13 protein-coding genes are annotated in these 9,109 nt (G+C 59.3%); 6 read left to right on the top strand and 7 right to left on the bottom strand.

Features of this window, described 5'->3' with window-relative positions; all coding sequences use genetic code 11:
- Positions 1-30: 30 nt before the first annotated feature.
- Both B4F73_RS10520 and B4F73_RS10515 read right to left on the bottom strand, forming a co-directional pair.
- The gene (locus tag B4F73_RS10520) at positions 31-339 is read right to left on the bottom strand and encodes a PilZ domain-containing protein (protein ID WP_206991995.1); all 309 of its coding nucleotides are present in this window, start codon (positions 337-339) and stop codon (positions 31-33) included.
- A gap of 72 nt (positions 340-411) precedes the next feature.
- Entirely contained in the window at positions 412-1,401 is a 990-nt protein-coding gene (locus B4F73_RS10515) for an NADPH:quinone oxidoreductase family protein (protein ID WP_290483211.1), read from the bottom strand.
- 99 nt (positions 1,402-1,500) lie between these two features.
- Between B4F73_RS10515 and B4F73_RS10510 the strand changes: the two genes are divergently transcribed.
- Genes B4F73_RS10510 through B4F73_RS10500 form a run of 3 tightly spaced genes read left to right on the top strand, consistent with a single transcriptional unit; the run spans position 1,501 to position 3,219 of the window.
- Positions 1,501-2,373, top strand: a complete 873-nt coding sequence (locus B4F73_RS10510) for an isoaspartyl peptidase/L-asparaginase family protein (protein WP_206991993.1) — start codon at positions 1,501-1,503, stop codon at positions 2,371-2,373.
- Positions 2,373-2,693, top strand: coding sequence for a hypothetical protein (locus tag B4F73_RS10505; RefSeq protein WP_206991992.1), 321 nt, complete (start codon positions 2,373-2,375; stop codon positions 2,691-2,693). The genes B4F73_RS10510 and B4F73_RS10505 overlap by 1 nt, the downstream gene beginning before the upstream one ends.
- Position 2,694: 1 nt before the next feature.
- Entirely contained in the window at positions 2,695-3,219 is a 525-nt protein-coding gene (locus B4F73_RS10500; protein WP_034816907.1) for an RNA methyltransferase, read from the top strand.
- On the opposite strand, the gene B4F73_RS10495 is transcribed toward B4F73_RS10500, so the two are convergent.
- Positions 3,220-3,882 carry a cupin domain-containing protein gene (locus tag B4F73_RS10495; RefSeq protein ID WP_290483210.1) on the bottom strand — a complete coding sequence of 221 codons (663 nt, stop codon included), beginning with the start codon at positions 3,880-3,882 and terminating at the stop codon, positions 3,220-3,222. It abuts the gene before it with no gap.
- A 15-nt stretch (positions 3,883-3,897) separates the two neighbouring features.
- Entirely contained in the window at positions 3,898-4,494 is a 597-nt protein-coding gene (locus tag B4F73_RS10490) for a sigma-70 family RNA polymerase sigma factor (RefSeq protein ID WP_290483209.1), read from the bottom strand.
- 178 nt (positions 4,495-4,672) lie between these two features.
- On the opposite strand from B4F73_RS10490, the gene B4F73_RS10485 reads away from it, so the two are divergent.
- Positions 4,673-5,188 (top strand): invasion associated locus B family protein, encoded by a 516-nt coding sequence (locus B4F73_RS10485; RefSeq protein WP_206991989.1) that lies wholly within the window; start codon positions 4,673-4,675, stop codon positions 5,186-5,188.
- On the opposite strand, the gene B4F73_RS10480 is transcribed toward B4F73_RS10485, so the two are convergent.
- Complete coding sequence (locus B4F73_RS10480) at positions 5,185-6,021, bottom strand: 1-acyl-sn-glycerol-3-phosphate acyltransferase (RefSeq protein ID WP_290483208.1); 837 nt, start codon at positions 6,019-6,021, stop codon at positions 5,185-5,187. The genes B4F73_RS10485 and B4F73_RS10480 overlap by 4 nt on opposite strands.
- Here B4F73_RS10480 and B4F73_RS10475 point away from each other — a divergent pair.
- Complete coding sequence (locus B4F73_RS10475; protein WP_290483207.1) at positions 5,983-6,639, top strand: DJ-1/PfpI family protein; 657 nt, start codon at positions 5,983-5,985, stop codon at positions 6,637-6,639. The genes B4F73_RS10480 and B4F73_RS10475 overlap by 39 nt on opposite strands.
- Here the strand turns inward: B4F73_RS10475 and B4F73_RS10470 are convergent.
- On the bottom strand, positions 6,636-7,280 hold the full coding sequence (locus B4F73_RS10470) for an OmpA family protein (protein ID WP_034816901.1): 645 nt from the start codon (positions 7,278-7,280) through the stop codon (positions 6,636-6,638). The two genes, B4F73_RS10475 and B4F73_RS10470, sit on opposite strands and share 4 nt — an antisense overlap.
- A 175-nt stretch (positions 7,281-7,455) precedes the next feature.
- On the opposite strand from B4F73_RS10470, the gene rlmN reads away from it, so the two are divergent.
- Positions 7,456-8,616 carry a 23S rRNA (adenine(2503)-C(2))-methyltransferase RlmN gene (gene rlmN / locus B4F73_RS10465; protein WP_206991986.1) on the top strand — a complete coding sequence of 387 codons (1,161 nt, stop codon included), beginning with the start codon at positions 7,456-7,458 and terminating at the stop codon, positions 8,614-8,616.
- Positions 8,617-8,667: 51 nt separating this feature from the next.
- Here the strand turns inward: rlmN and B4F73_RS10460 are convergent.
- On the bottom strand, positions 8,668-9,109 hold a 442-nt coding region (locus B4F73_RS10460), incomplete at its 5' end, for a PadR family transcriptional regulator (RefSeq protein ID WP_290483206.1).

Below are 9,109 nucleotides of genomic sequence, written 5' to 3'. Positions count from 1 at the left end.
GCGGGTTTTTTCGTCCCGGTTCCCAAAAGGCTAAGGGCGTGGCGGGCGCACGAACTTTGCTCCGACCAGAATACCGCTCTGCCAACGCTTCTCGCATGGCACAACCAGCTCCATTGAGCCGTCAGGCTTCAGTATCTGGAGTTCAAACGTCTCCGGCACCGCCCAGATTTCGGTCAATTTGAGTTTGGCTCCTGTCGATGACAGGTCTCGGATCCCCACATCGAACGAACTGTGGCGGTGGTTTACGACAATTCTCCCACGCCGCAACATCCGCATGCGCGGATCGTCACGTCCATTCGCAGGAGGTGCGTTTGCCTGTGTTTGGCTTTTATCTGACATGACAGAACTATGCGCGACACAGGCTTTGGTTCAGGCGTTAACTGTCATTCGCACGGCGAATGACAGTTGGAATCAGATCACGACCACCACCTTGCCCTGCGCTTTCCGGTCCATCAGCTCCTGAATGGCATCGGCTGACTTTTCCAGCGGATATGTATTCGAGATGTGCGGACGGATCTTACCTTCACCATACAGCTTGAACAGTTCAGCGACATTCTGCTGGTGAGCCTTCGGGTCACGCGCCACCGCTGCGCCCCAGAACACGCCGCGAACGTCGCAACTTTTCAGCAGGGTCAGGTTGAGCGGCAGCTTTGGGATACCGGCAGGAAAGCCGATCACGAGAAAACGCCCTTCCCAGTTCATGGCCCGCACCGAGGGCTCGGCATAATTGCCGCCGACACCGTCATAAATAATGTCCACACCGCCGCCGGACACTTCCTTGATGTCGTTGGAGAACGCTTTCTGACCGTCCCGATCAAGCTCACGCGCATAGACGAGGCCTTTGTCGGCGCCTTTTGAGAGGCAAAAATCCACCTTTTCCTGTGTCGAGCAGGCCGCGATCACTTCAAGGCCCATCGCCTTGCCAAGCTCAACGGCTGCAATGCCAACGCCGCCAGCCGCACCCAGAACGAGCAGTTTTTCACCCGGCTTCGGGTCAGCGCGGTCCTTGAGAGCATAATAGCTGGTGCCATACGTCATCAGGAACGCGGCCGCTTCTTCAAACGGCATGCCTTCCGGGATTGGCATTACGGCATGCTGGGCCGCGACGGCATATTCCGCCATACCGCCATTCCCGATCGAGGCCAGAACGCGGTCACCCACTTTCACATGGGAAACGCCTTCGCCCACTTCCTTGACGAACCCGGCGATCTCGCCACCCGGCGAGAATGGGCGCGGTGGCTTGAACTGGTACATGTCCTGAATGATCAGCGAATCCGGGAAATTCACTCCGCACGCCTTTACTTCTATCAGCACCTGACCTTTGCCGCATTCCGGCATCGGGGCATCTTCAATGACCAGACTGTCCGGTCCGCCTACTTCTTTGGAGAGCACTGCTTTCATGGCTGCGACTTCCTTCCCATCTTGTTGTTTCTGCTGTCAGACGGTAGCGGTGTGCCCGATAAAAGTCCAAGCCTGACGTAGCGGAGAGGTAGCAGTCAAATGGCAAAGAAATGGGCCCTGGCCCTGCATGGTGGCGCCGGGCCGATCCCGGGGAATGACTATTCCCTGCAGGAAGCCCATTTGGCGACCCTGCTGAAGAATGGTGCCGAACGCTTGCGGGACGGCGAAGCCGCTCTGGATGTGGTCGAAGTGATGGTTCAGGGGCTTGAAGAGTCCGGCCTGTATCTTGCCGGAAAGGGCGCTGCACCAAACCTCGACGGCGCGTATGAGCTGGACGCCGCCATTATGGACGGTCGCAACCGCACAGCCGGAGCGGTCGGCGCTCTGCAGGGATACCGCAATCCGGTCTCCTGCGCGCGCGCGGTCATGGAACAGACCCCCAATGTTTTGCTGATTGCAGACGGCGCCCGAAAACTGCTGGCCAAATCGGGCCTGGTCATGATCGACGATCCGGACGCTTACTATGACCCCGTCGATGAACTGACGACACAGGACATGATCAACTCAACCGGAACCGTGGGGGCAGTTGCGCTCGACATTTATGGTGACCTGTCAGCTGCAACCTCTACGGCCGGCATTCGTGGTAAAACGCCCGGCCGGCTGGGCGATACTCCCCTGCCCGGCGCGGGCACATGGGCAGATGAACGTTGCGCCGTGTCGTGCACCGGACTGGGTGAATATTTCATTCGCGCAGCTGCAGCCGCAGACGTCTCGGCGCGCATCCGCTATGCCGGAGCCGGACTGGAAGCCGCCGTCCAAGGCGCATTGGATGATGTGCGCATGCTGGGAGGACAAGGCGGCATGATCGCCGTATCCGCCGAAGGAGACATATCCGCGCTCTGGAATTCGTCTGGCCTGAAACGCGCCATGGCGGATTCAAATGGACGATTTGAAGTGGGCACGTTCGGCTGATGAATATTCTTCTTTTCATAGTGTTGGGTTTGGCCGTGTTCGCCCTGATGCTCGCCCTGCAGATGCGTTGGATGATTTCGGTAGCGTTGCGCCGTGCTCTGACGGAAAAATTTGGCGGACTCCCCTCAGACATTGAGTACCGCGAAGGCGTCGCTGATGCCGGACGGCGTGTCTCGCATACGGATATCGCAACTCATCTCAACCAAACCTATCCGAACCAGCTCGGACACCTGCGCCTTGCGCGGCGCGTTTCGGTTTACACACTGCCTGTGATTATCGGCCTGCTCGTGATCCTCAGATTTGGACTGGAGGCTTTCTGATATGCGCGGCTATTTTGCGATCGGCTCTGAACGTATCTCGAAACCCATGAATCTTGGCGCGCTGATGCGTACAGCGAATGCCTTCGGGGCAAGCTTTGTGTTTTCCATCAATGCCGAGCATCGCCTGCGGGCAGCCTACCAGGCCGACACGTCAAAAACAGCCGGACAAGTGCCTTACTATCAGTGGGACAATGTTGACGAAATGCAGTTGCCCCGCGGGTGTCAGATGGTCGGCATCGAGCTGACGGATGATGCTGTAATGCTGCCCACCTTCCGGCATCCTCCGCAGGCGGCCTATATGCTGGGCCCTGAAAAAGGGGACTTGTCACCCGACATCCTCGCGCGCTGCGATCATGTCGTGAAAATTCCGACCAAATTTTGTATCAATGTCAGCCTTGCTGGCGCGCTCGTCATGTATGATCGACATCTATCAATGGGCGGCTATGCTCCGCGCCCGATCATGCCTGGCGGCACTGGCGGAGATGGCCTCAGCGGAACATATGTTCCCGGTCGCGACCGCAAATAGTCAGCGCCCCAGCACACGCTGGATCACACCCATGATCCCCGTGAACTGTAGTCCCGCATCCCGCACTGCAAGGGCGAAACAAACTTCGCCCGGATCACCGACGGGCTGGTGCGTGTCGTCCGGCCCCTTGACCGCCAAGTCGCCGGGACCGTAACTGCCGGTCTCATCCGAAAATCCGCCTGCCACCACGAGCGTGAACTCCGTACCGCCGTGCGAATGCCGGGGCACTTTGGCATTGGACTGTATACGGTAAAGCTCGATCTCGAGGTCGCTGCCAACATCGAGTTTCATGCGTCGGATGCCCGGCGCGTTCGCCTGCCATCCGGCAGCATCAAATGCCTCCAACGCCTTGTCGCGCAAGGGCATGGGCAGGCACGCCAATTCGGCGTCTCCAGTGAAATCCGTAGCGGTCACGCTATCTCCGCTTTCGAGCGCATCAATCAGCTCAAGTGCGCGAGCCCCTGCTCCGGCTGACATCTGAACGGGCTCTGCTGTTTCCAGCATGAAACCGGACACCGCTTCACTTGCGGCAAGCGCGCCACGCACATCACGCCGTAACATGCTCTGGGTCTCGAGTAGCAACGCAAATGCCGGATCAAGCTGACCCGCCGCATAGGCCGAATAGAGCTCGCTATAGGATGAAGTAGCTGGCTGCTGCATCATGTCATGTTCCATTCACTACGTGTCGGCATCTCCGCCCTCCGGTTCCAATTGGCCACGCAGGCGGCCGAAAGCCAGCCGGATTCGTGACTTCACCGTTCCCAGGGGCAGGTTGAATTTTGTGGCGATTTCGGAATGCGACAAGCCCTCATAGAAGGCGGCCTGCAGCAATTCGAGCTGTTCGGGGGGCAGCTTCACCAACTCGGCCCGAACCGCCTCCTCGATCTGAACCCGATCCAGCGCCGCATCCGGCTGCTCTATATCCGGTGGCCGAAGCATGGGTTCATCCGCATCGAGGTCGGGCCGACTGGTCCGGCGGAATTTGTCGATGCGCCGATTGCGTGCGACGCGGAAAATCCAGGTCGAGACCGACGCCTGCTTGCGGTCGTACATGCCCGCCTTGCGCCAGACCGTCACCATGACGTCTTGCGCCAGATCCTCGGCCTCCAGCGCGCTTGCGCCCAACCGCAACATGTAACTCTTCACCCGCGGGGCGTAGAAGTCGAACAATTCCGAAAAAGAGGCCCGACACTTATCGGAGGCAATCAGGGCCATGCAGTCTGCATGACGCTGTCGCACATCCGGGGAAATCGTCGTTGTTACAGTGTCGTTCACACAAGAACTCTCAGTTTACATGTTCCAGACACTATCGTGGCGGCTCACATGGAACGCAACCGCCTGAACCAACAAGCTGGCGTGATCTGCAGAGGCAGCTGACATGCCGTAGTTTAGCCTTAACCCTGTTGTCTTTATGATGCTGGGAATGCTCCGCGCAAATGGGAATGTATAGAATATGCAAACACTGAGATTGAGCCGGAAAACTCTGACCGTGCTGACCCTTGTGGCTGCGCTTGCCGTGCCCATGGCCTCTGCCAGCCCTTCAGCGATCGGTCGATACAAGGATTGGTCGGTCTTTACCGACACCGCGAATGGAGAAACCATCTGCTACGCGGCCACACAGGCCACCGACAAGGCCCCCCGCGCGGCCGATCATGGCGATGTGTGGTTCTATGTCACCAATTGGAAATCCGGCCGCGCGCGCAACCAACCGAGCTTGAAAGTCGGCTTTGACTTGCGGGAAGACCTGGCGCCGAAGGCCAGCGTCGGACGGTCGTCCTGGGCCATGTTTGGCGTCGGGCGTGAAGCGTTCGCAGATGATTCCGACGATTCCCGGATTGTTTCGGCCCTTCGCAAGGGATCAGAACTCCGGATTGAAGCCGTTTCCCAGCGCAACACGCAAGTGGCCTATCATTTCTCGCTGAGCGGCTCGGCAGCGGCCATCGACAAGGCCTCCGCAATCTGCCGCTAAGACACCTGACCCGGTAGACAGAAGCGCTCAGGATGGCGGCCTTTCGCATCGCGATAGTGCGAAATGATCACGTCCATATCGGTCTCGAAATCCCCGCCAGGCATGATCGGTCCCTCCAGCCGCATTTCCCTGGTTCCAAAATCAAGCACGGCGCTGAACAAGGGCACATTGGCGGATTGGGCGATATGCCAGAACCCAGTTTTCCAGACCGGATTGGCATTGCGCGTCCCTTCAGGCGCGATCGCGAGGTGGAGCGTATCCGCCGCGTCGAACGCCTCCTTCATCAGCGACACGACATCCTTCGATTTTGACCGCTCAACCGGCACGCAGCCTGCTCGCCGGAGCAAGCCGCCAAACGGCCCTTGCACGAGGGAAGCCTTGCCCATCCAACTGAGCTTTTGTCGGTACCAGCCCGCAATGGCGAGCATGACCAGCCCGTCATAATTGGAGGTGTGAGGCGCGGCTATGATCACGGATTTGGAGACGTCCGGCCAGTCTGTGGCGACATGCCAGCCCGTCGCTTTCAGAAACATCCAGGAGAGCCCGCGAATGCCTTCGGAGAAGAGGCCCCGATAAGGCGCTGACTGACCGAAACGGCCTCGCGGATTATGGGTCGGAACGGAGTCCTGCATGTTCCGATCCTCTTCGCGTTCGGTGTTGAACGCTTGTATAGGTGCTGCGATCAGGAAAGTCGTGCAAATATCGACCGGCACCATGCCGCCGGACTCGCTACGACGTGTGGCGACTGCTATCAATACCGCACCGGCAATCTGGGGCTGGAATCGGAGTGCATCATGAATATCGGCTTTGTCCTTTTCCCGAATGTGACTCAACTCGATTTCACCGGCCCTCTCCAGATACTCCACCGTATGCCCGGCGCGGAAACCCATATTCTCGCAAAATCCCCTGATCCTGTGCCGAGCGATTGCGGCCTAGGCCTCGTGCCGACCGGCACATTCGCAGATGCGCCCGATCTCGACATGATCCTCGTGCCGGGCGGGTTTGGTGTGGTCGATGCGCTCGCTGACGGGGAAACGATGGATTTCGTTCGCAAGGCCGGCGCGGCAGCAACCTATGTGACGTCCGTCTGCACGGGCGCTTTCATACTCGGTGCAGCAGGCCTGCTAAACGGCAAAAAGGCGACCACCCATTGGGCCTATCACCATCTGTTGCCGCTGGTCGGCGCTGTGCCCACCGAAGCGCGCTGCGTTCGGGACGGCACCACCTATACCGGTGGGGGCGTTACCGCCGGCATCGATTTCGCGCTTCAGATTGTCATGGAAATTTCGGGCCAGAACGTGGCCGAAGGAATTCAGCTGGCAGTGGAATATGATCCTGCACCGCCTGCCAATTCGGGCCATCCTTCCACGGCAAACGCGCAATTGCTCGCCGCCATGGAAAAACGGTATGCAGACCCCATCGAGGCGATGAGGTCTGCAATTTCAGCTTAGTAGCTTTCCTGCGTGATCGGCGTCAGGATGATTTCCACGCGGCGGTTGGCGGCGCGGCCCTCAGCAGTCGCATTGTCCGCGATTGGCTGGGTCTCACCCATACCAACAGCCGCAAGGCGAACTGGCGTGACACCCTGGTTCACGAGATAGGAACGGACCGATTCTGCACGGCGACGGGACAGGTCCATATTGTAGTCGTCCGGGCCGTCAGAGCTGGCATGACCAATGATATCCACGGCGGTCGATGGATAGTCGACCAGCGTCAGGCTGACATCGTTCAGCGCGCTATAGAAGTTCGGCTGGATCGTGGCACTGTTCACGGAGAAAGTGATGTTGGACGGCATGGTCAACGCGATCTGATCGCCCTGGCGCTCAACACCAATGCCCGTGCCAGCGGTTTGCTCGCGCAGGCGGCGCTCCTGTTTGTCCATATAGTCACCGGCTGCGGCGCCAGCAATTGCACCCACGGCTGCGCCAATTGCAGCGTTGCGGCCATCGTCGCCACCTGCAAGCGTACCTGCACCAGCGCCAAGAATGGCCCCGACGCCAGCGCCGGTCAGAACCCGTTGACTCGGCCCGGTTTCACAGGCTGGAAGGGCAATCAGGGGAAGCGCAAGCAGCGCATAGGAAAGGCGTTTCATGTCATCAGCTCCTTTGGAAAGGACAGCCCGGAATTGGGCACGCTTATTAACGCGTGGGTCAGTCTTTCCGTTCCATCGATGACAAAACAATGGCGATCCTCATTAACTCCCCGTAATGTGAGGCCTGCAGCCAGCAATTCCTTCAACCGCTTCAGCGTGTTATAGGCGCCGCATCATGAAAATCGAACTTGACCTCACCCGGCGCGGCGACGCTGCATCCCCTGCCCCCCGCTCATTGGCGGGCCTGTCCCTTCCTGCTCTGAAAGCAGAGATGGAAGCGCTCGGCCTGGAGCCGAAGAAAGCTGGCATGCGCGCAAAACAGTTGCGCCGCTGGATGCACCATTTCGGTGTTCAGGAATTTGACGGCATGACCGATGTCGCCAAGGACCTGCGCGCGGAGCTGGGCGAGAAATTCATCCTCACCCGACCCGAGATCGCAGATCACCAGGTCTCTCGCGATGGCACGCAGAAATGGCTGGCCCGCTTCGGCCCCGGCATCGAAGGCGAGAGCGTCTATATTCCCGATGTCGGCAAGGCAGGTGCTCTCTGCGTGTCCAGCCAGGTCGGCTGCACTCTGAACTGCACCTTCTGCCATACCGGCACACAAAAGCTCGTTCGCAATCTGACCGCACAGGAAATCGTCTCACAGGTATTGATCGCGCGGGACGCGCTGGATGGCTGGCCGAGTGATGAAGAAGACCGACGCCTGACGAATATAGTTTTCATGGGCATGGGCGAACCGCTCTACAATCTGGACAATGTCGCCGAAGCGATCGACACGATCAGTGACGGCGATGGCATAGCAATTGGCCGGCGCCGCATCACCGTATCCACGGCGGGTGTCGCGCCGAAGATCGTAGAGCTCGGCGAACGCACAAATGCCATGCTCGCCATCTCGCTGCACGCGACGAATGATGATCTGCGCAATGAGATTGTTCCGATTAATCGCAAGTACAATCTGAAGGAACTGTTCGAGGCGATCCGCGCCTATCCCGGCCTGGGCAATTCCCGCCGGGTGACGTTTGAATATGTCATGCTGAAGGGCGTCAATGACAGCCTTGCTGAAGCGCGCGACCTCGTCCGCCTTCTGAGAGGTGTGCCGGCAAAGATCAACCTCATACCGTTCAACCCATGGCCGGGCAGCCCTTATGAATGCTCCGACTGGGACACAATCGAGGAATTCGCCGAAGTGCTGAATCAGGCGGGCTATGCGTCCCCGATCCGCACACCGCGCGGACGCGACATTCTCGCCGCCTGCGGACAATTGCGCTCCGAGAGCGTCAAGAAGTCCGCCGCTGAAAAGCGCCGCGAAGCGCTGGAAGCCGCTGCCGAATAGAAAAGGAGAGGCATCGCCTCCCCTTCTCCGCTGTGAATCCGGTCAAACCGGCTAGGCGCCTTTCAGCGCGGCGATCCGCTCTTGGGCATCCGTCAGGATATCCGCGATCGCCTTGCGCGTCTCGCCATCATTCGACGCCGACCGGGCCGCATCTCGCACGGCGTGGCGTAGTCGATGCATGGCCCCGCGCACATCCTGCGGATCTTCAGGTCGATCGCTCTCCTGAAGGTCGGCGAGACGGGCCTCGATCGCCTCGATTGTCGCGGCTGAATCTTCGCGCTCTTTGCTGCCGTCTTTCGTCAGGCGAAACGTCCGGCGCTGACCATCCATTTCCGCCTCGACCAGGCCGAGGTCCAGGAGGGCCTCCAGCGCAGGATAGATCACGCCGGGACTGGGGACATATGCCCCGCCCGTCCGGCTCTCGATCTCACGGATCAAGTCATAGCCGTGGCGGGCTTCCTCCGAGACAAGCTCCAGGATCAACAGGCGCAGA

It is taken from the genome of Hyphomonas sp. UBA3601 (assembly GCF_002375605.1).
In the GTDB taxonomy this organism is placed as follows: domain Bacteria; phylum Pseudomonadota; class Alphaproteobacteria; order Caulobacterales; family Hyphomonadaceae; genus Hyphomonas.
Note: the sequence above shows the minus strand (reverse complement) of the source record. Positions and strands in the feature narration are given on the sequence as shown.

What these genes read in the sequence shown, in the direction of transcription:
- B4F73_RS10520 (WP_206991995.1), bottom strand. Translation starts at nt 339, where the DNA reads ATGTCAGATAAAAGCCAAACACAGGCAAACGCACCTCCTGCGAATGGA.
- B4F73_RS10515 (WP_290483211.1), bottom strand. Translation starts at nt 1,401, where the DNA reads ATGAAAGCAGTGCTCTCCAAAGAAGTAGGCGGACCGGACAGTCTGGTC.
- B4F73_RS10510 (WP_206991993.1), top strand. Translation starts at nt 1,501, where the DNA reads ATGGCAAAGAAATGGGCCCTGGCCCTGCATGGTGGCGCCGGGCCGATC.
- B4F73_RS10505 (WP_206991992.1), top strand. Translation starts at nt 2,373, where the DNA reads ATGAATATTCTTCTTTTCATAGTGTTGGGTTTGGCCGTGTTCGCCCTG.
- B4F73_RS10500 (WP_034816907.1), top strand. Translation starts at nt 2,695, where the DNA reads ATGCGCGGCTATTTTGCGATCGGCTCTGAACGTATCTCGAAACCCATG.
- B4F73_RS10495 (WP_290483210.1), bottom strand. Translation starts at nt 3,882, where the DNA reads ATGATGCAGCAGCCAGCTACTTCATCCTATAGCGAGCTCTATTCGGCC.
- B4F73_RS10485 (WP_206991989.1), top strand. Translation starts at nt 4,673, where the DNA reads ATGCAAACACTGAGATTGAGCCGGAAAACTCTGACCGTGCTGACCCTT.
- B4F73_RS10475 (WP_290483207.1), top strand. Translation starts at nt 5,983, where the DNA reads ATGAATATCGGCTTTGTCCTTTTCCCGAATGTGACTCAACTCGATTTC.
- B4F73_RS10470 (WP_034816901.1), bottom strand. Translation starts at nt 7,280, where the DNA reads ATGAAACGCCTTTCCTATGCGCTGCTTGCGCTTCCCCTGATTGCCCTT.
- rlmN (WP_206991986.1), top strand. Translation starts at nt 7,456, where the DNA reads ATGAAAATCGAACTTGACCTCACCCGGCGCGGCGACGCTGCATCCCCT.